16 protein-coding genes and 1 pseudogene are annotated in these 20,744 nt (G+C 72.2%); 14 read left to right on the forward strand and 3 right to left on the reverse strand.

Going from position 1 to position 20,744, the window contains the following annotated elements; translation table 11 throughout:
• Positions 1-18: 18 nt before the first annotated feature.
• Both SCA03_RS05505 and SCA03_RS05510 read left to right on the forward strand, forming a co-directional pair.
• Positions 19-654, forward strand: coding sequence for a TetR/AcrR family transcriptional regulator (locus SCA03_RS05505; protein WP_086816985.1), 636 nt, complete (start codon positions 19-21; stop codon positions 652-654).
• A gap of 462 nt (positions 655-1,116) precedes the next feature.
• Positions 1,117-2,955, forward strand: a complete 1,839-nt coding sequence (locus SCA03_RS05510) for a BCCT family transporter (RefSeq protein WP_078873077.1) — start codon at positions 1,117-1,119, stop codon at positions 2,953-2,955.
• A 127-nt stretch (positions 2,956-3,082) separates the two neighbouring features.
• Here the strand turns inward: SCA03_RS05510 and SCA03_RS05515 are convergent, their stop codons facing one another.
• Both SCA03_RS05515 and SCA03_RS05520 read right to left on the reverse strand, forming a co-directional pair.
• Positions 3,083-4,030, reverse strand: a complete 948-nt coding sequence (locus SCA03_RS05515) for a DUF389 domain-containing protein (RefSeq protein WP_086816988.1) — start codon at positions 4,028-4,030, stop codon at positions 3,083-3,085.
• 178 nt (positions 4,031-4,208) lie between these two features.
• Positions 4,209-4,658 (reverse strand): annotated as a pseudogene (locus tag SCA03_RS05520) (hypothetical protein); the annotation flags it as partial.
• A gap of 300 nt (positions 4,659-4,958) precedes the next feature.
• On the opposite strand from SCA03_RS05520, the gene hemL reads away from it, so the two are divergent.
• The 10 genes from hemL to SCA03_RS05570 all read left to right on the forward strand — a co-directional run bounded on the left by hemL (position 4,959) and on the right by SCA03_RS05570 (position 17,558).
• Complete coding sequence (gene hemL, locus SCA03_RS05525) at positions 4,959-6,314, forward strand: glutamate-1-semialdehyde 2,1-aminomutase (RefSeq protein WP_030880429.1); 1,356 nt, start codon at positions 4,959-4,961, stop codon at positions 6,312-6,314.
• A 44-nt stretch (positions 6,315-6,358) separates the two neighbouring features.
• Positions 6,359-7,051 carry a histidine phosphatase family protein gene (locus tag SCA03_RS05530; protein WP_230988501.1) on the forward strand — a complete coding sequence of 231 codons (693 nt, stop codon included), beginning with the start codon at positions 6,359-6,361 and terminating at the stop codon, positions 7,049-7,051.
• 101 nt (positions 7,052-7,152) lie between these two features.
• Positions 7,153-7,866 (forward strand): TlpA family protein disulfide reductase, encoded by a 714-nt coding sequence (locus SCA03_RS05535; RefSeq protein ID WP_078873075.1) that lies wholly within the window; start codon positions 7,153-7,155, stop codon positions 7,864-7,866.
• Between the two features lie 7 nt (positions 7,867-7,873).
• Positions 7,874-8,644: a cytochrome c biogenesis CcdA family protein gene (locus tag SCA03_RS05540; protein ID WP_030880417.1), complete on the forward strand. Its 771-nt coding sequence runs from the start codon at positions 7,874-7,876 to the stop codon at positions 8,642-8,644.
• A gap of 3 nt (positions 8,645-8,647) precedes the next feature.
• The gene (gene resB / locus SCA03_RS05545) at positions 8,648-10,489 is read left to right on the forward strand and encodes a cytochrome c biogenesis protein ResB (RefSeq protein ID WP_030880415.1); all 1,842 of its coding nucleotides are present in this window, start codon (positions 8,648-8,650) and stop codon (positions 10,487-10,489) included.
• A complete protein-coding gene (gene ccsB, locus SCA03_RS05550; RefSeq protein ID WP_030894088.1) occupies positions 10,486-11,604 on the forward strand; it encodes a c-type cytochrome biogenesis protein CcsB in 1,119 nt (372 codons plus the stop codon). Before resB ends, ccsB begins: the two co-directional genes overlap by 4 nt.
• Before the next feature lie 37 nt (positions 11,605-11,641).
• Positions 11,642-12,280, forward strand: coding sequence for an SRPBCC family protein (locus tag SCA03_RS35470; protein ID WP_174864481.1), 639 nt, complete (start codon positions 11,642-11,644; stop codon positions 12,278-12,280).
• Positions 12,281-12,546: 266 nt separating this feature from the next.
• The gene (locus SCA03_RS05560) at positions 12,547-13,461 is read left to right on the forward strand and encodes a hypothetical protein (protein ID WP_086816420.1); all 915 of its coding nucleotides are present in this window, start codon (positions 12,547-12,549) and stop codon (positions 13,459-13,461) included.
• Positions 13,462-13,528: 67 nt separating this feature from the next.
• Entirely contained in the window at positions 13,529-15,934 is a 2,406-nt protein-coding gene (locus SCA03_RS05565) for an ATP-binding protein (RefSeq protein WP_086816422.1), read from the forward strand.
• A 7-nt stretch (positions 15,935-15,941) separates the two neighbouring features.
• Positions 15,942-17,558, forward strand: coding sequence for an ABC transporter substrate-binding protein (locus SCA03_RS05570; protein WP_086816425.1), 1,617 nt, complete (start codon positions 15,942-15,944; stop codon positions 17,556-17,558).
• 43 nt (positions 17,559-17,601) lie between these two features.
• Here SCA03_RS05570 and SCA03_RS05575 read toward each other — a convergent pair whose 3' ends face one another.
• Positions 17,602-18,099: a PLD nuclease N-terminal domain-containing protein gene (locus tag SCA03_RS05575; protein WP_086816428.1), complete on the reverse strand. Its 498-nt coding sequence runs from the start codon at positions 18,097-18,099 to the stop codon at positions 17,602-17,604.
• 148 nt (positions 18,100-18,247) lie between these two features.
• Here SCA03_RS05575 and SCA03_RS05580 point away from each other — a divergent pair, with 148 nt between their 5' ends.
• Positions 18,248-19,699, forward strand: a complete 1,452-nt coding sequence (locus tag SCA03_RS05580; RefSeq protein ID WP_086816430.1) for a menaquinone biosynthesis decarboxylase — start codon at positions 18,248-18,250, stop codon at positions 19,697-19,699.
• 102 nt (positions 19,700-19,801) lie between these two features.
• Positions 19,802-20,725 carry a menaquinone biosynthesis prenyltransferase MqnP gene (mqnP, locus tag SCA03_RS05585; protein ID WP_030894075.1) on the forward strand — a complete coding sequence of 308 codons (924 nt, stop codon included), beginning with the start codon at positions 19,802-19,804 and terminating at the stop codon, positions 20,723-20,725.
• Positions 20,726-20,744: the final 19 nt, after the last annotated feature.

Genomic DNA, 20,744 nt, shown 5'->3' on the forward strand with positions numbered 1-20,744 from the left:
TGGCCTACAGTTGTGGGCATGGACGGAGCCGAGGCCGCACAGGGCGAGGAGCAGCGGGGTGACCCGCCGGAGGCGCCCCGGCGCCGGTCGGACGAGACGCGGGCCGCGATCCTGCGGGCGGCCCGGGACCGCTTCGCCGCCGACGGCTACGAGCGCGCCACGATCCGTCTGATCGCCCGCGAGGCCGGCATCGACCCGTCGATGGTGATGCGGTACTACGGCAACAAGTCGGGCCTGTTCGCGGCCGCCGTCGAGTTCGACCTGAAGATGCCGGACGTCTACTACATCCCGCGCCGGCACGTGGGCGCGATGCTGGTGCGGCACTTCCTCTCCCGCTGGGAGCAGGACGAGACGCTGACCGCGCTGCTGCGCGTGGGCGCCACCAATCCCGAGGGCGCCGAGGAGATGCGGCGGATCTTCCGCACGCAGTTGCGCCCCCTGGCCGACGAACTGTCCCCGGATGCCGAGGAGGCGGCCACCCGCTCGGCGCTCGCGGCCTCCCAGATCCTGGGCATGGCGCTGTGCCGGTACGTCCTTCAGCTGCCGCCCGCGGTGGACATGAGCCACGAGGAGATCGTCCGCTGGCTCGGGCCGACGATCCAGCGGTACCTCACGGGGGACGCGCCGCCTCCCCCGCCCGACGAGGCGGGCTGAGCCTCCGCCGCCGCCCCTTTCTTTCCCCGTCGCCGTCTCCCCCTCTCCTGACGGCCGCCCGTCCGGGGCGGGTTGTCGGGGTGTCCGGGGTGGTGCGGCGGTGTCGTGGGTACCGGTGCGGGGGTCGAGTCGCCCGGCTTGTCCGTACCCGACAACCCTTCCGTGTTCCGGCTCTGCAAAGAAGTACCACCGGGCGGCTCCGACAGGGCTCCTGGCCGGGTAGTGCGCCCTAGGCTTGCCGGGTCCCTGTCGCGCGCAGGTCGTGATCATGACACCTGAAAGGGAGTCAGGACCTGTGAGCACACCGGAAATCGGCGAAGCAAGCGGGAGTTCGAGGCGTCCGGGCCCGGCGGGGAGGCCCGGTCACCGCCACCGCGTGCGCGTGGCGGCGTCCCGAAGCCCTTGCGGAAACCGTGACAAGTGAAGGTCCGGAGTTCACCGGAGGAAGGGCGATAGACAGACGTGAAACCTGAGACAGAGGAGGCGTACGCCTCCAGCGGGGGACTGACCCGGGGGCCGCAGACCGACCGCGTCGTGTTCGGCGTCACGGCGGCATTGACGCTCGCCTTCGTGATCTGGGGCGGGGCGGCGACGGATTCCCTGGAAGACGTCTCGACGAAACTGCTCAACGGCACCATGCACAACGGAGGCTGGGCCTTCGTACTGGCGGCCACGGGCTTTGTGATCTTCTCCCTGTGGCTCGCCTTCAGCCGCTACGGGAAGATCACCCTCGGCAAGGAGGGCGAGGAGCCGGAGTTCAAGACCGTCTCCTGGGTCGCGATGATGTTCAGCGCCGGTATGGGCATCGGGCTGATGTTCTACGGCGTGAGCGAGCCGTTGACCCACTTCTCCGAACCACCGCCCGGTACCAACCCGGCGAACAAGGCCGAGGCGATGGAGACCTCCCTCGCCACGACCCTCTTCCACTGGACGCTCCACCCGTGGGCCATCTACGCGGTCGTGGGGCTGGCCATCGCCTACAGCTGCTTCCGGCGCGGGCGCCGGCAGACCATAAGCGCCGTGTTCACCCCGCTGATCGGCAAGCGGAACGCCAACGGCGCCTTCGGCAAGGTCATCGACATCCTGGCGATCTTCGCGACGCTCTTCGGATCCGCTGCCTCGCTGGGCCTGGGCGCCTTGCAGATCCGCAGCGGTATCAAGGAAGTCGGCTGGATGGACAACGTCAGCCAGGGGATCCTGGTGGCGATCATCGCCGTGCTGACCGTCGCCTTCGTCGCCTCGGCCGTCTCGGGGGTGGCCAAGGGCATCCAGTGGCTGTCCAACATCAACATGGTGCTGGCCGGTCTGCTGGTGGTCTTCCTGTTCGTCGTCGGGCCGACGATCCTCATGCTGAACATGATCCCGACCTCGCTCGGCGGGTTCATCGGCGATCTGCCGCAGCTGGTCGGTCGCACGGACGCGAGCAGCGGCAAGGGCGTCGCGGACTGGCTGGGCAGCTGGACGGTCTTCTACTGGGCGTGGTGGATCTCCTGGACGCCCTTCGTGGGCATGTTCATCGCCCGCATCAGCCGCGGCCGTACGATCCGCCAGTTCGTCGGCGGCGTCATCCTGGTCCCCAGCGTCGTGAGCCTCATCTGGTTCGCGATCTTCGGCGGTACCGCCATGGACCTGGAGGCCAACGGCGCGGGGCTCGCCAAGGAGGCGACCCAGGAGGGCCAGCTGTTCGGAGTGCTGAACGAGTATCCGATCGCGAGCGCCACCAGCCTCGTGGTGATGATCCTCGTCGCGATCTTCTTCGTCTCCGGCGCCGACGCCGCCTCGATCGTCATGGGCACGCTCTCGCAGAAGGGCACCATGGAGCCGAGCCGGCTCGTCGTCATCATCTGGGGCGTCCTCACGGGTGCGGTCGCCGCAATCATGCTGCTCATCGGCGGGGGCGGGGACAAGGCGCTCGAAGGACTCAAGAACCTCACCATCCTGGTCGCGGTGCCGTTCACGATCGTGATGATCGGCCTGTGCATCGCGCTCACCAAGGATCTGCGCCGCGACCCGCTCATCGTGGTGGGCGAGCGCGGTGAGGAGGCCGTCGGCAGCGCCGTCATCGCCGGACACGAGCTGTACGACGGCGACTTCGAGTTCCGGATCGGCCCGGCGGCGCCCGAGCCCTCCCTCCAGGCCACCGATGTCGCCTCCCTCAACCCGGAGGCGGACGAGCTGGAGCAGACCGGTCAGGAGGAGAAGACCGGGGCGGAAGAGGGGGCCGGGTCAGCGGAGTCCGGCCACGATCCGGGCGGGGACGGCCCCGAGGACGAGCCGGGGCCCGGGCGGAAGGAGAGCTGAACCGGTTCACCGTACGGCCCGGCCGAGGCCGTCGGCGCCCCGCGGCGGACGGACCGCCGCGGGGCGCCGGTGTGTCCGGGCCGGTCCGTGCGCGCCCGGCCGTCGCGATGCGGAACTCCCGGCCGGGTCAGGGGTGTTGCACGGGCCCGGTGCGGCGGCGCCGGCGCTCCCAGAAGTGTTTCTGGCACAGCAGGGTGAGCGTGCCCGCCAGCACGATGCCGGCCAGGTTCACCCCGAGCTGGACGAACGACCCCCAGGTCTCCCGCATGTTGCCGTAGCCGAGGGCCAGCGCGGCGTTGGCGGCGGCCGGCACCGTCGTCACGGAGATCGCGACGCCCACCAGGGCACCGGACTTGGACGAGGTGAGCGACACGATGCCCGCGACGCCCGCCAGCAGCGCCACCACGAACGAGGTCTTGTCGGGCTGCCAGACGAACTCGCTGACGGGGTGCGGCCTGGCGAAGTCGGCGTAGGAGAACAGCCCGAGCGCGTCCATCAGCACACTGAACCCGCCCGTCAGCGCCATCGCCACCGGGAAGCCGGCCAGCAGCGCGACGAGGGAGCGCAGCAGCAGCCGGGGCGCCCGGCGGACCAGCGCCGTGCACACCCCGGCCAGCGGGCCGAACTCCGGGCCCACCACCATCGCGCCGACGATCAGGATCGCGCTGTCGGCGAGGATGCCGCAGGCCGCCAGCATCGTCGCCACCGTGAGAAAGGTGAGGTAGGTGACGGTGAGCCCGGACTCCTCGTGCGTGGCGCCGGCCAGCGACTCCCACAGCACCGCGTCGACGCCCTCGCCCGGCGCCTCCTCCTCCGCGCGTTCGGCACGCCGGGAGAGGGACAGATCGATGTTCTCGACGGCGATGGCCCCGTCCTGGTCCAGGCCCAACGCGCGCAGCTGTTGGAGGAGTTCGTCGCCCGCCTCACGCGCCACGTCGCACAGCACGACATCGCCCGCCGGGGCGCGGGCCGCGCCCTCCAGAACCGCCAGGTGGGTGGCGCCGACCGTGGACTCGACGAGAGCGACGACGGCGGGCGTCCGGTCCGGTGGCGAGATCAACCGCAGATGCAGCATGGGGCGAGGCTAGACGGAGCGCGCGACGCTCCGTGCCGTGCGGGGGAGTTGGGCCCTCGGGCCGACCGTGCCCGGCTCGCCCGGGCGCTCGTGCGGGGCCCCGAGCGCGCGGGACACGGGCTGTCCGTGCGCACCGGGGGCCGCGTCAGGAGCGGAAGTGCGTGTGGCCGGCGGGGGATCAGGGCCAGACCAGGCAGTACGCCTGGTGGCCCGCCTCGTGCAGGCGGTCGGAGAAGTCCTGCCACCGGTGCAGGAGTTGGTAGACGCTGAAGGCGTCCTGGGGGCCGGCGCGGTCCGGGACCGTGGACCAGATGAAGGCCGCGGCGCCCACCGATTCCTCGCCGATGCCGCGCAGCGGGTCGACGACCGTCATCGGCAGCTTCACCACGGCGTAGTCGGGGTGCAGGACGACGAGTTCGAGCGGGGGCACGCGGTTGAGGGGTATGCCCTCGATTCCGGTGAGCACCATCGCCGCCATCGTCTCGGGCTTGATCTTGGTGAACATGCCCTGTCCCAACTCGTCCCCGCCCAGCTCCTCCGGGCGCATCGAGATGGGAACGCGAGCGGCTGTGGCGCCATCCGGTGCCCCGAAGTACTTGTAGGTCACCCCCACTCGGCCGCCACCCCTGCTGTTCTGGGTCTCAGCGTGGTCTCCGGTGTTGTTCCGGATCCCCGCGTTGTTCTGGATCTCCGCCGCTTCGCGCCGGCTCGCCGCATCACGCCGGTGACGCCCCTGAGCGCGCCCCGGGCCAGGCTCAAAGGGGCCGCCGGTCCCCTCTCCCAGTCCGCCACCGCGGTGCATGTCACCACCCGACTGCTCGTCCGGACCGCACTGCCGTCACGCGCGGCCCGATCATCGTGTCAGAGACCTCCCCGCCTCACGGACCGTGAAACGCCCCTGGCCCCTCACGTACGGGGCTCTGACACCATGGCTTTCGTGACTTACTCGTACAGCGCCCCAGTATCGCAGTCGCTCTTCGAACGTGCCGCCGCCGTGACGCCGGGAGGCGTGAACTCTCCGGTGCGGGCCTTCCGCGGCGTGGGCGGTACGCCCCGTTTCATGGTGTCCGGTACCGGTCCGTACCTGACGGACGCGGACGGCAGGGAGTACGTGGATCTCGTCTGCTCCTGGGGGCCGATGATCCTCGGCCATGCGCACCCGGAGGTGACGGCGGCGGCGCAGCAGGCGCTCGCGCGCGGTACGTCGTTCGGCACGCCGGGCGAGGACGAGGTGGCGCTCGCGGAGGAGATCGTCCGCCGTATCGACCCCGTTGAGCAGGTACGACTCGTCTCCTCCGGTACCGAGGCGACCATGTCGGCGATCCGGCTGGCCCGCGGTTTCACCGGCCGCTCGAAGGTCGTGAAGTTCGCCGGCTGCTACCACGGTCACGTCGACGCGCTGCTCGCCTCGGCCGGCTCGGGCGTCGCCACGCTGGGTCTGCCGGACACCCCGGGGGTGACCGGGGCGCAGGCGGGGGACACGATCGTGCTGCCGTATAACGATCTGGATGCGGTTCGTGAGGCATTCGCCGCCCACCCGCGCGAGATCGCCTGTGTGATCACCGAGGCGGCCCCGGGCAACATGGGCATCGTCCCGCCGCGGCCCGCCTCCGAGGGCGAGCCGGGCTTCAACCAGGGGCTCAAGGAGCTGTGCGAGGCGGACGGCGCGCTGTTCATCTCGGACGAGGTCATGACCGGGTTCCGGGCGAGCCCGCAGGGCTGGTACGGCGTCGAGGGCGTCGTGCCGGATCTGATGACGTTCGGCAAGGTGATGGGCGGCGGCTTCCCCGCGGCGGCCTTCGGCGGCCGGCGTGACGTGATGGAGTACCTCGCCCCGGCCGGGCCCGTGTACCAGGCGGGCACGCTGTCCGGGAACCCGGTCGCGACGGCGGCGGGGCTCGCACAGCTGCGGGCGCTGGCCGCCGACGACTTCGCCGCGCACGCGAAGGTGGACGCCGCCTCCCGGCAGTTGCAGCAGATGGTCTCCGAGGCGCTGAACAAGGAGGGCGTGGCGCACGCCCTCCAGACGGCGGGGACCATGTTCTCGGTGTTCTTCGGGGACTTCGGCACGGCCGGTGTCCAGGACTACGAGGCGGCCCGGCGCCAGGAGACCTTCCGGTTCACGGCGTTCTTCCACTCGATGCTGTCGCAGGGCGTCTATCTGCCGCCGTCCGGCTTCGAGATCTGGTTCGTCTCGGCCACGCACGACGAGCGGGCCCTCGGGAAGATCGCCGAGGCCCTGCCGGCCGCCGCGCGTGCCGCGGCCGAGGCGGTGCCGGCGTGAGCGGACGGGACGGGATGGCAGCGGATGCGGAAGGGAGCGGCGCGATGAGAGCCGGGGAGGACGGCAAGACCGTCACGGTGGTGCACGTCATGCGGCACGGCGAGGTGGAGAACCCCGAGGGGATCCTGTACGGGCGGCTGCCCGGGTACCACCTCTCGGAGCTGGGGCGGCGGATGGCCGACCGGGTCGCCGAGCACCTCGAAGGGCGCGACATCACCCGCGTCGTGGCCTCGCCGCTGGAGCGGGCGCAGGAGACGGCGGCGCCGGTGGCGAAGGCGCACGGGCTGGACGTCGGCGTCGACGACCGGCTGATCGAGGCGGGGAACGTCTTCCAGGGCAAGACGTTCGGCGTCGGGGACGGGGCGCTGCGCCGGCCGGAGAACTGGCGTCATCTGCTCAACCCGTTCCGGCCGTCCTGGGGCGAGCCGTACATCGATCAGGTGGTGCGGATGCGCGGGGCGCTGGAGAGCGCCAAGGACGCGGCGCGCGGGCACGAGGCCGTGGTGGTCAGCCATCAGCTGCCGATCTGGACGCTGCGCAGCTATGTCGAGCGGCGCCGGCTGTGGCACGACCCGCGCCGCCGGCAGTGCACCCTCGCGTCGCTGACGAGCTTCACGTTCCTGGGCGACCGCATCGTCTCCGTCGGCTACAGCGAGCCGGCGATCGATCTGGTGCCGGAGCATCTGCGGGGCGGGCCCCGGCGGAACACCGGCGGCAGCGGCGCCGTGGGGGCGTGAACGGCCCCGCGCCGGGGCGTTGAACAGGCCCGCTGCCAGGCCGTACGGGGCCGGAAGGGGGGTGCGGAAGATCCCCTGAGAGGTCATGCGAAACTTTTCACATGAGCCAGATCCGCGCTTCCCTCCGCCGTCGTGCCGCGCGCAGGGCGGGCACAGCGTCCCCCGCCGACGGTGCGGGTGCCGCCCGCACCGTGCGCAGGGGGCGCGGTGGCGGCCGCGGGGGAGGGGCCTCGCGCCGTCTCGTGCCGCTGGCGGCCTGTGCGGCGGCGGGGGCGCTGCTGCTCACCGGGTGCAGCGGGCAGGAGAAGACCGGCTCCTCCGGTGGGGACACCAAGTTCGTGCAGGGCACGGGGCAGATCACCAAGGTGCCGGCCGGTGAGCGCAAGTCCGCTCCCGAGCTGACGGGCACCTCGGTCGAGGGCAAGAAGCTCAAGCTGTCCGACTACCGCGGCAAGGTCGTCGTGCTGAACGTGTGGGGCTCCTGGTGCAGTCCGTGCCGGGCCGAGGCGCCGAACCTCGCCAAGGTCGCCCGGGACACCGAGGACAAGGGCGTCCAGTTCATCGGGATCAACACCCGGGATCTGGACAAGGCCAACGCCAAGGCGTTCGAGCGCAACTACGAGATCGACTACCCGAGCTTCTACGACCCCAACGGCAGGCTCATCCTCAAGTTCCCCAAGAACACGCTCTCCCCGCAGGCCATCCCGTCCACCGTCGTCCTCGACAGGGACGGGAAGATCGCCGTGCGGGCGCTGAAGGAGCTGAGCGAGAAGGAACTGCGCTCGGCGCTCGACCCTCTGATCGCGGCGAAGTGACCTGCCGATGCTCTCCCTCGCGGCCACCGGTATGAACGAGACGGTGCTCAACGGCGCGCTGCTGCTGGCCCTGCCCGTGGCGCTGCTGGGCGGCCTGGTGTCGTTCTTCTCGCCGTGCGTGCTGCCCCTGGTGCCCGGCTATCTCTCCTACGTCACCGGTGTGAGCGGCAGCGATCTGGCCGAGGCACGCCGGGGGCGGATGTTCCTCGGCGCGGGCCTGTTCGTGCTCGGCTTCACCGCGGTGTTCGTCTCCGGCGGTGCGCTCTTCGGCGGCTTCGGCGACACCCTGCGCGTCCATCAGCGCGGTATCGCGCAGGTGCTGGGCGCGCTCACGATCCTGCTGGGGTTCGCCTTCATGGGGATGCTGGGGCCGCTGTCCCGGTTCACCTCGCGCGAGTTCCGCATCCACAAGCGGCCCGCGATAGGGCTGGCCGGTGCGCCGATGCTCGGGGTGCTGTTCGGCATCGGGTGGACGCCGTGCATGGGGCCGACGCTCGCCGCCGTGCTCACGCTCTCCTCGCAGCAGGCGAGCGCGGAGCGCGGCGCGCTGCTGACGGTGGCCTACTGTCTGGGTCTGGGCGTGCCGTTCGTGCTGGCGGCCGTCGCGTTCCGCAGATCGCTGGGCGCCTTCGGCTGGGTCAAGCGGCACTACGCCTGGGTCATGCGGATCGGCGGCGGGATGCTCGTCGCGGTGGGGGTGCTGCTCGTCACCGGCCTGTGGGACCGGATCGTCTACGAGATCACGATCTGGTCGTCCGACTTCACCGTGGGGATCTGATCCATGAGCACGACCGGTACCGGCGCCGACGCCGGCCAGGAGACGGGCGGTCCGGCGGGGGACGCCGGCGGCGCCCCGGAGGGCGCGGCGCGCGAGGAGCGGGAGGCCGCGGCACAGCTGTCGACGGCTCCGGGCGAGGAGCGGCTGAACGTGCCCTCGCTCGGGGTGATCGGCTGGGTGCGCTGGTTCTGGCGGCAGCTGACCTCGATGCGGGTGGCGCTGATCCTGCTGTTCCTGCTGTCGCTGGGCGCGATCCCCGGCTCGGTGATTCCGCAGACGCCCGTCGACGCGCTCAAGGTCGAGAAGTTCCGTGAGCAGCACGAGACGCTCGCGCCGCTCTACGACAAGCTCCAGCTGTTCGACGTCTACACGTCGGTGTGGTTCTCGGCGATCTACATCCTGCTGTTCATCTCGCTGGTCGGCTGCATCGTGCCGCGCACCTGGCAGTTCGTCGGCCAGCTGCGGGCGCGTCCGCCGCGTGCCCCGCGCAAGCTGGACCGGATGCCCGTCTACGCGACGTGGCGCACCGAGGCCGATCCCGAGACGGTACGGGAGGCGGCGCGGCAGCTGCTGCGCAAGCGGCGGTTCCGGGCGCATGTGCAGGGCGACGCGGTGGCCTCGGAGAAGGGCTATCTGCGCGAGGCGGGCAATCTCGCCTTCCACATCGCGCTGATCGTGCTGCTGCTGGCGTTCGCCTCGGGGCAGCTGTGGAAGTCGGAGGGCAACAAGCTGGTCGTGCAGGGCGACGGGTTCTCCAACACCCTCACGCAGTACGACGACTTCCAGTCCGGTTCGCTGTTCACCGCCGACATGCTCGACTCGTTCGGGTTCCGGCTGAAGGACTTCCACGCCACCTATGAGGAGAGCGGCCCCAACAAGGGCACGGCGCGGGACTTCCAGGCCGACGTCGCCTACTGGGAGGGCGGCGACGGCAAGGAGAAGGACACCACGATCAAGGTCAACCACCCGCTGGAGCTGGGCTCCTCGAAGGTGTACCTGATCGCCAACGGCTTCGCTCCCGTCGTCTCCGTCAAGGACGGCAAGGGCAATGTGGCCTACCGCGGCCCCGTTCCCTTCCTCCAGCAGGACAACAACCAGACCTCCAGCGGCGTCGTGAAGGTCACCGACTACGTCGACGCCAAGGGGCGCAAGGACCAGCTCGGTTTCCAGGGCTTCTTCGTCCCCGACTTCGCCCCGAACAGCGGCACGATGTTCTCCCAGTCGCCGATGCTGAAGAACCCGGCGATGTTCCTGACGGCCTACCACGGCAATCTGGGGGTCGACGGCGGTCCGGCGCAGAACGTGTACCAGCTGGACACCGAGAACATGACGAAGTTCAAGGCCCCGGACGGCTCCCCGTTCGCGAAGAAGCTCACGCCCGGCGACACGATGAAGCTGCCGAACGGCGCGGGCAGTCTGAAGTTCGAGGGCGTCAAGGAGTGGGCGAACTTCCAGGTCTCCCACCAGGTCGGCAACGGCTGGGCGCTGGGTGGCGCGCTCGCCGCCATCTTCGGCCTGGCCGGCTCGCTGTTCATCCAGCGGCGCCGGGTGTGGGTGCGGGCGGTCGCAGGCGCGGACGGGCGGACGGTCGTCGAGGCGGCCGGCCTGGGCCGCAGCGAGTCCTCCCGGCTGCCCGACGAACTCGCCGCGCTCGTCGCCGCCATGCAGGACGCGGCACCGCAGGCCACCGAACCCGCCGACGACGCCGCAGCAGCGAAGGACGCCGCCGACGAGAAACACCCCACCGGCCGTCAGGGTGCCCCGCACGAGGACGCCGGCACGGAAGCGGACGGCGGTACGGATTCCGCCGATCCTGCTGAATCCTCCGAAGGAGCAGGCAAGTGACCATCCTTGCAGCCGAACCCAACGAGCAGCTCGCACAGATCAGCAACTATCTGATCTATTCCGCGATGGCCGTCTACGTCCTCGCCTTCTTCGCGTTCATCGCCGAGTGGACGTTCGGCAGCCGCAGCAAGGTGGCCAGGACCGCCGCCGCCCTCACCGCCGACGGGGGCGCCGAGAAGGGCGGGGTCCCGGCGCAGTCCGGCGTCTCCGTCCAGGTGAAGTCGCAGTCCGGCGGCACAGCTGTGCTGGAGAAGCCGGCGGCGCCCGAGGTCGTCACCCGCTCCGCGGCCGGGAAGCGCGGTGAGCTGCCGGACGGCCCCGGTGCCGCGGCCGGTGACGAGCAGGGCGACATGTACGGGCGGATCGCCGTCTCGCTCACGGTGCTGGCGTTCCTGCTGCACGCCGGCGGGGTGCTGTCGCGTTCGCTGTCGGTGCAGCGCGCCCCCTGGGGCAACATGTACGAGTTCTCGACGGCGTTCTCGATGGTCGCCGTCGGTGCCTTCCTGGGCTTCCTGGCCGCGAAGAAGCGGGTGCGCTGGATCGGTCTGCCGCTGGTCACCACCGTGCTGCTGGACCTCGGGCTGGCGGTCACCGTCTTCTACACCGACAGCGACCAGCTCGTTCCCGCGCTGCACTCCTACTGGCTGTGGATCCACGTCTCGCTGGCCATCATCTGCGGTGCGCTGTTCTACCTCGGCTTCGTCGGCTCGCTGCTGTACCTGTTCCGGGACGCCTACGAGGCGAAGCTGCTGCGCGGGGAGAAGCCCGGAAAGGTGGCCACCTCGATCATGGAGCGGCTGCCCGCGGCCAACTCGCTGGACAAGTTCGCCTACCGGATCAACGCGGCCGTTTTCCCGTTCTGGACGTTCACGATCGTCGCGGGCGCCATCTGGGCGGGCGACGCCTGGGGCCGCTACTGGGGCTGGGACCCCAAGGAGGTCTGGTCGTTCATCACCTGGGTCGCGTACGCCGCGTATCTGCACGCGCGTGCGACGGCGGGCTGGAAGGGCCGGAAAGCGGCATATCTCGCACTCCTGGCCTTCGCCTGTTTCCTGTTCAACTACTACGGTGTGAACATCTTCTTCAACGGCAAGCACTCGTACGCGGGCATCTGAGGGGGCACTGCCGTGCGTGCGGGATGAAGGTGGAGCCATGAGCACCAACAGCCCGGTCCCCTACGGCAGTGCGCACACCGGTCCCGACGGCCGGGCGCACACCATCCACTTCGAGCTGCGGCTGCCGCACCCGCTGGAGAGCGCGTGGGCAGCCGTCGCCACACCCGGCGGTCTGCGCGGCTGGCTGGCCGCCGCCGACCCGTTCGAGCCGGGTCCCGGCGGCGCGGTCGCGCTGCGCTGGCTGAACGGCGACGGGCCCGCCGTGCCCGGCCGGATCACCGCCTGGGAGCGCCGCCGCTGCGCGGAGTACACCGTCGGCGCGCGCGGGTCGTTCGGCTTCGTCCTGGAGGCGGACGAGGGCCGGGACGGCGGTGAGACGACGCGCGTACGGTTCGGCAACGACTTCGACGACGACGTCGATGATGTCGGCGGTGTCGGCGTTGCCGACGACGCTGGCAACGCAGACGATGCCGACAACGGGGCGCGCGGGGCCGACGCGGGAGGCGCGGGAGCCGTGGCCGAGGGGCCGGTGGCGCGGCTGGCCCTGTGGCACCGGCATTTCGAGCTGCTGCACGGCGCGTTGCAGGGGCGCCCCGCGACGCCCGCGGCCTGGGCGCCCGCCCGGCTCGCCGAGCTGCGGGCCGCCTACGCGCGGCGTGCGGCCGGGGAGGGCTGAGGGCCGTACGCGTGCTCTCCCGCGGGCGGGGGCGGACGGGGCGGACGGGACGGACGGGGCCCGGTGAGGCTGGTCCGGTCACCGGGTGATGCCGTATGCCACGGGTGCGTCACGGGAGCCACGCGCCCCTGTCCCCGGGGGAGTTGCGTTGTGTAATCTCCTGGGCACTGATGCGCCGGTTGCGGGGCGAAGGGGCGGCCCGGCGGCCGAGGACGACGGGGAGCGGGCGGGGCGACGGAGCGCGACACGGGGGCGGTGGCACCGACATGGAGTTGGAGCGGTACGCGCCGCGGCTCCTGCTGTGGCTCGCGGAGCATGCCGAGGGCCGCGGGGACGTGCCCGTGGACTGCGCGGACTTCCGCAGCTGGCAGCTGATCCAGCAGCCGGTGCTCGACGCCCTCGTCGACCATCTCACCGGGCTCGGCTTCATCCGCCCCTACGAGGGCGTCGGCGGCGGTGACGGCTGTGTCGTCCTGCTGGAGCCGAGCGGGGCCGAGCAGGCGCGGCGGCTCCAGCGGCGCCGGGAGGACGACACCGAGCGCGCCCGGTACGCGCAGGACGCGGTGCTGGAGTGGCTGCGGGTGCACCGGGGCCGTCCGCCGTTCCGGCTCGTCGACTTCTACGACTCACCACACGTCTTCTTCCTCGGTACCGCACTCACCCAGAACGAGGTGGAACAGGCCGTCACCCATCTGGAGACCGTCGGTCTGCTGGAGCGTACGACGGATCTGCTGCGGGTCGAACTGACCACCGACGGACGGGACTTCGTCTGGAGCGGCTCCCGGCTGGACGAGTACGTACGGCACTGGCGGGAGCGCCGGGACGCGCCCTCGCCGACCGTCGTGCAGGTGACCTACTCGGTGCAGCTCGGCCCCGCCGAACTCGGTCTGCTCGTCGAACGCCTGGCGCCCGAACTCGGCCTGGACGCGGACGCGCTGGACGAACTGCTGCACCTGTCCGGCCAGTTGGCGGGGCGCCCGGCCCTGCCCGGCGACCCGGCGAACGGCGGCACCACCGACGGCACCACCGACGGCAGTACCGGCGGGAACACCCCGGATCCCTCCCGGCCCGGTGTGCTGACCCGGATCCGCGACCTGGTGGGCTCGGCGTCCGGCGGAGCGGTCAAGTCGATGCTGGAGGACGTCGTCGCGCAGGTCGTGCGGTCGTCGCTGGGCATGTGAACGCCGAAACCGGGCAGGCGCGGCTCGGGGTCGCAGGGGAGGCAGTGGCCGAAGGGGGAGGCGCTCAGTGCTGTACGGACGCGAGGCGGTCCTGGAGGAGCTGCTGCCGCGGCTGACCGGGCTGGAGCCCGGCGGGCCGGGGCGGCGTGCCCGGCTGGTGCGCCAGGAGCACCCCGGCCGGCTGCCCGTCGTCCTGCTGTCCGGGCGGCACGGGACGGGCAAGACCGCCGTACTGGACGCCGCACAGGAGCGGTTCACCGGCGGTCTGCCCCTCGCCCGGGTCGACTGCGTCGACTGCGGGGCGCCGGAGGGCGCCGGTGCGCCGGGCACGGCGCCGGGCCCGCCCGCGCCGGTGCCGCTGGATCCGCCGTCCAACACCTCCGGCGTGATCGAGGTGCTGGAGCGGCTGGTGACCGGGCTCGCCCGGCAGACCCCCGGCTACCGGCTGCGCTTCCCCCGGCTGCTGGCGGGGCTGTTCGCCGTCTCCAGCTGGCGGCGCGGCCAGGAGGGCCAGCGGGAGCTGGCGGCGGCGCGCTTCGAGCGGCTGCTGCCGCTGGCGCAGGGTGCACCGGAGGAGGACGGCGAGGGCTGGACGGCGCGCATCAGCGCCCAGTTGGCGGGCGCGGCCGCCGAGCAGGACGTCGAACCCGTCGCGGGGCTCGTCGTCGGCGAGTACTTCGCGCGGCATCTGAGCGGCAGGGAACGGGAGACCGTCGTCTCCTGGTACCGGGCCGGCGCCGCGGCACCGGGCGAGCACCCCGGCGATCCGCTGGTGCGCATGTGCCTGGACTTCCACCAGGGCGGCGATCTGCGCGCGCCCGTCGAGAGCACCCTGCTGGCCGCGCTGCTCGACGATCTGGCCGAGCACTGGTCCGGCTGGTGGCAGCGCGTCAACCGCAGACCGCGCCCGCTCGCGCTGCTCGACGACGCCCACGCGCCCGCGGGCCGGGAGTTCCTCGCCCGGCTGCTCGACCACCGCGCACGCGGCGGCGCGCGGACCCCCGATCCGCTGGTGGTGGTGGCAGGACATCTGGACGGCGGCGGCTCGGCCGACGCCGTGTACCCGCACGCGGTGACCGCCCGCCTCTCCGGGAACGGGCCGACCGGCGGCTGGCGGCCCCCGCCGCCCGAACGGGAGCCGACCGGCGGGGTGTTGAAGGTGCCGCTGGCCGCGCTGGCGCCCGCCGACATCCAGGCCATGCTCCGGCGTACCCCGCGGCCCGTGCACCCGCGGCTGCCGACCGTGCTGCACCGGCTGACCGGCGGGCACCCGCACGGCAGCGCACTGCTGTGCGAGGCCGTCGTCGCGGCGTCGGCCGTGCGCGACGTCGACCCCGGCGAGCTGCTCGACCTGGAGACCGAGGACGGCGGGCCGGTCGGCGAGCTGCTGGTGCAGCGGCTGGTGCCCGAACTCCCGCTGCGCTACCACCTGATGATGCTGTGCCTGGCCCGCGACCGTACGGCCGCCGAGGCCCTCGCGGCCTCCGTCGTCCTCGCCCCGGACGCCGCGACGACGGCCGGGGGCGGCGGGCCGGGCGGCAGCGAACGCACCCGCGTCGCCGAGGCAGCCCGCTATCTGGAGCGCGAACGCTGGGCCCCGCGCCCCGCGCCGGACGGCCCCGACGGCTTCGGCGGCCCCGACGGCTTGGGCGGGTCCACCGGCGCGGGCGGCCACGACGGTCGCGAGGGACGGGACGGCGGCGAGGACGCCGCCGGTGGGCCGGGGCCCGTGGCCGTCCCGTCGTTCGTCTCCCATCCCTTTCTGCACGCGCTGCTCGTGCACGAGGCACGCAGGGGTTCACCGCAGGTCGAACCGGGCCGCCGCTGGGACGACATGCACGCCTTCCTCGCCGCGCACCACGCCGCCCGCGCCGGCACGGCAGGTGACGGTGACGGCCGGGACGGCGGGCACGGCCGGGACGGCCGGGACGGCGGCGGGGGCGCCGCGGGCGCGGCCGCGGACGCCGAGGAGGCCGAGGAGCTGCGGCACACCCTCGCGCGGGGCCGTGCCGCCGCCGTCGTCACCCGGCTCACCTCCCGCTTCACCGGGGGCGGTGACGCGGCCCGCTGGCTCGCCGTCCTGCGCCGGGTGGCGACCGCGCCCCATCCGCCGCACGACGCCTGGCGCGACGAACGGGCCCGTATCGCCCGCGGCCTGCGCGAGCGCACGGACCCGCGGCCGGACCCCGACGACGGCCGGGACGGCCGGGACGACCAGGGCGCTCCCGGGGGCCGGGACGGCCGGGACGCCGACGTGTGGCGGTCCGTCGACCGGCTGCTGCACGCCCTGTGGCTGCTGGACGACCCGCTCCGGGCCCCCACCGAGGAGCTGTGCGCCGCGCTGCGCAAGGAACTGGACTTCCTGGCGCCGCGGCATCCCGAGGGCTTCACCGTGCTGGACGCGGCGGCCGGCAGCTGGCCCGCGGCGGCCTGGGCGCAGTCGCGGCCCTATCCCGTCTACGGATTGGACTGACACAGCCGTGAGGATCTCCCTGCGCCCGCTGCCCGGCCGCCCGCTCGGACCGGGCGAGAAGGCCGTCGCGGTGCTGGCCTGCCTGCTGCTGATCGCCGGGGTGGTCACCCTGGTCACCGTGCCCGACTGGGGCGGGAATGACGCCTGCCCGCGGGGCGTCCAGCGCGTCGAGGGCGCCTGCATGGGCATCTCCGCCGGCGAGTTCCACCACGACCCCGGGCTGACCCCGCTGCTGCGGCGGCTCGCCGAGCAGAACGCCGACGCCGCCGACGAGGGCGCACAGGGCAGCGAGGGCAGGGACGCGCGGCAGCGCCGCCGGGTCGCGCTGACCATGCCGTTCAGCTCGGACGAGACCAGCGCCGTGCCGCTCGATCTGCTCCGGCACGGGCTGGCCGGCGCCCTCGCGGCCCAGCGCGCCGCCAACGCGCGGTCCGGGCCCAAGCTGGAGCTGCTCCTCGCGGACCTCGGCAAGGACATGAAGAACTGGGAGCCGGTCGTGCGCACCCTGGGCACGCTGCCCGGCGACGGCCCGCCGCTGATCGCCACCGTCGGACTGCCCAGCAGCACCAGCGAATCCCGGCAGACCATCGAGGCGCTGGCCGACCGCGGCATCCCCTCGATCGGCCCGGTGATCACCTCCTCGGACATGAACGCGGGCCGGTACTTCTTCAAGACCTCGCCGTCCAACGAGCACTTCACCGACGCGCTCCGCCGCCATCTGGACGCCGCCGAGGACTCCCGGCGCGGCTTCCTCGTCCTCGACGAGCGGGCCGAGGACACCTACTCGCGGGACCTGGAGAAGCGGGTGCTCGCCGCGTTCGGCGACCGGTACGAGCTGAAGCGCAACTCCGCCAGCTACGTCGGCACCCGCGGCGACGAGGCCGGCACCCCGAACCTGTTCCGCATCCCCGTGCTGGACATCTGCGCCTCGAAGTCCGACACCGTCTTCTACGCCGGGCGTGACGAGGACCTGCCGGCGCTGGTCGAGCGGCTCACGGAGGCACGCTGCGGGTACGGCCGGCCGCTGCGCATCGTCAAGGTCGGCATCGGGATGCCGCCGCAGCTGACCGGAGAGACCGTCACGAAGCGGATGCACAAGGCCGGGATCCGGCTGGTGAACGCCGCCGCCTACGACCCGGCCTGGCAGCGCGACAGCGACGCGGCGCCGCCCGGCTTCGACAGCTTCCGCAGCTGGTTCGAGCGGACGACGAAGGGGATCGACCTCGGCGACGAACCGCTCGACGACGGCTACGCGGCGATGTACCACGACGCGGTCCGTGCGGTGGCGGAGGCGTCCGGGCTCGCCTACGAGGACACCTCGGCGGCGGCCGAGGGCAAGGAGAACGGCAGGCCCTCGGCCGAGCGCGTCCGCAAGGACGTGCACAACAAGCTGCTGAACCTCAATCCGGACAGCAGGGGCGGCGAGTCCGGCTGCGATCCGTGCATCGAGGGAGCGGCCGGCACCTACGGCTTCAACCCGCGGACGAGCCCCGATCTGTGGCCGGTGTGCAAGAGCGTGCACATCGTGGAGCACCCGGAGCCGGAGGGCGGCGGCAAGCGCCCGGAGGAGCCGTACCGCACCTACGGGAAGTCCTTCTCCGGCAAGTGCCCGCCCGGCCCCTGAGCCGGGGCCGTGAGCCGAGGCGGGCCGGGGCCGGGGGACGGGCTCAGCGCGCGGCCGGCGGGTCGTCGGGCCCGCTGCCGCCGCCGTTGTCCTTCGGACGCGGGGCGTCGGCCTCGGCCGCCTCGGAGCCGTCGTCGCGCTTGCGGTCCCGGCCGCCGGTGTCCTCGGGGTACTCGGGCTCAGCGGCGGGCTTCTCGTCACGCGGGGCCGCGGAGGACGAGGGGGACGACGGCGACGACGGCGACGACGGGGCGGCCCCGGGCGGGTCCTGCTTGAGGGACTTGAGGAACTCCGGGTTGTCGTCCGGCGCGACCCAGCGGCGCTCCTGCGGCCTGGTGGCCCCGTACGGGGAGTTGTGCCGCGGCCGCCCCACCGCGAACCAGGCGATCGGCCCCAGCAGCACCTCGCCGAACAGCAGGACGATGAGCACCCAGGCCGCCTTGGGCAGCTTGCGCACCTCGTTCTCCGGGGTGTTCAGACAGTCGATGAACGCGTAGATCCACACGGCCAGGATCACAAGGAACGGCAGGTACCTGATCATGTGGAACGCCCCCTGGGTGCGATGGCCGCCGGACGGGTCGCCCGCGGCCGTGGTTTCGGGTTCCGGACCCCTGCTACAGCCAGCGTAAGGGCCCGCACGGCCGCCCCCTCGCTCAGGGCGAGGCGTGCGGGGGAGGATACTGGGGCGCATGGCTTACGACGATCTCCGCTCGCTGCTGCGGGCGCTGGAGCGGGACCGGGATCTCACACGGATCAAGGCCCGGGTGGACCCGCATCTGGAAGTGGGCGAGATCGTCGACCGGGTCAACAAGGCCGGCGGTCCCGCACTGCTCTTCGAGAACGTCAAGGGCGCGTCGATGCCGCTGGCGATGAACGTCTACGGCACCGACCGCCGGCTGCTCAAGGCGCTCGGCCTGGACTCCTACGACGAGATCACCGAGAAGATCGGCGGACTGCTCAAGCCGGAGCTGCCGCAGGGCTTCGTCGGCTTCCGGGAAGCCTTCGGCAAGCTCGGCTCGATGGCGCACGTGCCGCCGCGGAAGGTCAAGGAGGCGCCCGTCCAGGACGTGGTCCTCCAGGGCGAGGACGTGGATCTGGAGCGGCTGCCCGCGCTGTTCACCTGGCCCGGGGACGGCGGCTCCTTCTTCAACCTGGGCCTCACCCACACCAAGGACCCCGAGTCCGGCATCCGCAACCTGGGCCTCTACCGCCTCCAGCGGCACGACCGGCGCACCATCGGTATGCACTGGCAGATCCACAAGGACAGCCGCAACCACTACCAGGTGGCCGCGCAGCGCGGGGAGAAGCTGCCGGTCGCCATCGCCTTCGGCTGCCCGCCCGCCGTCACCTACGCCGCCACGGCGCCGCTGCCCGGCGACATCGACGAGTATCTGCTGGCCGGCTTCCTCCAGGGCAAGCGCGTCGAGATGGTCGACTGCAAGACGGTGCCGCTCCAGGTGCCGGCCGCCGCCGAGGTCGTGCTGGAGGGGTGGCTGGAGCCCGGCGAGATGCTGCCCGAGGGCCCGTTCGGCGACCACACCGGGTTCTACACCCCGCAGGAGCCGTTCCCCGCGCTGCGCATCGATTGCGTGACGACGCGCCGGCGCCCGCTGCTCCAGTCCATCGTGGTGGGCCGCCCGCCGACGGAGGACGGTCCGCTGGGGCGGGCCACCGAGCGGTTCTTCCTGCCCCTGCTGAAGATCGTCGTCCCGGACATCGTGGACTACCACCTGCCCGAGGCGGGCGGCTTCCACAACTGCGCGATCGTCGCGATCGACAAGAAGTACCCCAAGCACGCGCAGAAGGTCATGCACGCCATCTGGGGCGCCCACATGATGTCGCTGACCAAGCTCATCGTGATCGTCGACGCGGACTGCGATGTGCGCAACATGCACGAGGTGGCCTGGCGCGCGCTGGGCAACGTCGACTACGCCCGCGACCTCAGCGTCGTCGAGGGCCCCGTCGACCACCTCGACCACGCCTCCTACCAGCAGTTCTGGGGAGGCAAGGCCGGTATCGACGCGACGCGCAAGCTGCCCGGTGAGGGGTACACGCGCGACGGCGGCTGGCCGCAGATGATCGAGTCCGATCCGCGTATCGCCGAACTGGTCTCCCGCCGCTGGCGGGAGTACGGCCTGTGAGCGAGGCTCCGTGAGGACACATCGGGCCGGGCGGCGGTTGCCCGGCATACACCAAGGCAGGCCGGCGGGGGAGGCCGACACAGCGAACGGAAGGTCACACCAGTGAGTACCGCCGAAGGGGTCCTCGGTCCGGGCCCCGGGCCCGAGGCAGAGTCCGGGCGGGTGCGGGCGTTCTTGCGCCTCGTCGTCATCGAGCACTCGGTGTTCGCGCTGCCGTTCGCCTACACCGCGACGCTCACCGCGATGTACCGCGACAGCCGCAGCGTCCACTGGTGGCAGTTCTTCCTGGTCACCGTCGCGATGGTGGGTATGCGGACGTTCGCGATGGCGGCGAACCGGATCATCGACCGGGAGATCGACGCCCGCAATCCGCGCACCGCCGGGCGCGAACTGGTGACCGGTGCCGTCTCGGTCCGTACCGCGTGGACGGGCGCCGTCGTCGCCGTGCTGGTCTTCCTCGGGGCCTGTGCGCTGCTCAACCCGCTCTGCCTCGCGCTGGCGCCGCTCGCCGTGATCCCGATGGTCGTCTACCCGTACGGCAAGCGGTTCACGAACCTGCCGCACGCGATCCTCGGACTCGCCCAGGCCATCGGCCCGGTCGGCGCGTGGATCGCCGTCACCGGCGCCTGGTCCTGGCACGCGGTGGTGCTCGGCCTCGCCGTGGGCATCTGGATCGGCGGCTTCGACCTGATCTACGCCTGCCAGGACGTGGAGGCGGACCGCGCAGGCGGCGTCATGTCCGTGCCCGCCCGCTTCGGCACGGCCAACGCCATCCGCGCCACCCGCGTCGCCCACACGGTGACGGTGCTCCTGCTGGGCCTCTTCGGCGCCCTGACCGCGGCCGGCTTCTTCTACTGGCTCGGCCTGATCATCGTCGCCGCGGCCTTCCTCTACGAGCACACCATCGTCCGCCCCCATGACCTCTCCCGCCTCAACCGTGCGTTCTTCCAGGTCAACAGCTTCATCGGCATCGCGTTCTTCGTCTGCGCGCTGCTGGACCTGGCCGTGCGGGGCCTGGGGGTGTGAGAGCGGCACGGCGGCGGCG

The organism is Streptomyces cacaoi, from assembly GCF_006539165.1.
GTDB lineage: Bacteria > Actinomycetota > Actinomycetes > Streptomycetales > Streptomycetaceae > Streptomyces > Streptomyces cacaoi.

What these genes read in the sequence shown, in the direction of transcription:
- SCA03_RS05575 (WP_086816428.1), bottom strand. Translation starts at nt 18,099, where the DNA reads ATGATCAGGTACCTGCCGTTCCTTGTGATCCTGGCCGTGTGGATCTAC.
- SCA03_RS05535 (WP_078873075.1), top strand. Translation starts at nt 7,153, where the DNA reads ATGAGCCAGATCCGCGCTTCCCTCCGCCGTCGTGCCGCGCGCAGGGCG.
- resB (WP_030880415.1), top strand. Translation starts at nt 8,648, where the DNA reads ATGAGCACGACCGGTACCGGCGCCGACGCCGGCCAGGAGACGGGCGGT.
- SCA03_RS05580 (WP_086816430.1), top strand. Translation starts at nt 18,248, where the DNA reads ATGGCTTACGACGATCTCCGCTCGCTGCTGCGGGCGCTGGAGCGGGAC.
- SCA03_RS05560 (WP_086816420.1), top strand. Translation starts at nt 12,547, where the DNA reads ATGGAGTTGGAGCGGTACGCGCCGCGGCTCCTGCTGTGGCTCGCGGAG.
- SCA03_RS05515 (WP_086816988.1), bottom strand. Translation starts at nt 4,030, where the DNA reads ATGCTGCATCTGCGGTTGATCTCGCCACCGGACCGGACGCCCGCCGTC.
- hemL (WP_030880429.1), top strand. Translation starts at nt 4,959, where the DNA reads ATGGCTTTCGTGACTTACTCGTACAGCGCCCCAGTATCGCAGTCGCTC.
- SCA03_RS05540 (WP_030880417.1), top strand. Translation starts at nt 7,874, where the DNA reads ATGCTCTCCCTCGCGGCCACCGGTATGAACGAGACGGTGCTCAACGGC.
- SCA03_RS35470 (WP_174864481.1), top strand. Translation starts at nt 11,642, where the DNA reads ATGAGCACCAACAGCCCGGTCCCCTACGGCAGTGCGCACACCGGTCCC.
- SCA03_RS05505 (WP_086816985.1), top strand. Translation starts at nt 19, where the DNA reads ATGGACGGAGCCGAGGCCGCACAGGGCGAGGAGCAGCGGGGTGACCCG.
- SCA03_RS05530 (WP_230988501.1), top strand. Translation starts at nt 6,359, where the DNA reads ATGAGAGCCGGGGAGGACGGCAAGACCGTCACGGTGGTGCACGTCATG.